Genomic DNA, 331 nt, shown 5'->3' with positions numbered 1-331 from the left:
AACACCTTACGCCAGTCTTTTAAAAACCGTCCAAGATTCTCCTCAAAAGAAAGCTGTTCTTGAACAACATCCTGTTGCTGCTGTTCTAGCCTTTTCCAATCATTAAAGAAGTTTGCTAATTGATTAGAAAGTTCAAATCGATTTAAGATCATTTCTCCTATCTCCCTTTAAATATGTACATTTATCAAATCTAAATAATATTTCTTTGCTTTATTTTGAATATCATCAAATATATCAAAACTCTCGTTCACCTTTTTCAAAACTTTTTCAATAGGTTCTAAAGTTTTATCTAGCTTCCCCTGCTCATACTCTTTTATAAATAATTCAGAAT

Origin of the sequence: Acinetobacter sp. GWC1_38_13 (assembly GCF_001767535.1) — a bacterium.
Lineage (GTDB): Bacteria > Pseudomonadota > Gammaproteobacteria > Pseudomonadales > Moraxellaceae > Acinetobacter > Acinetobacter junii.
Note: the sequence above shows the minus strand (reverse complement) of the source record.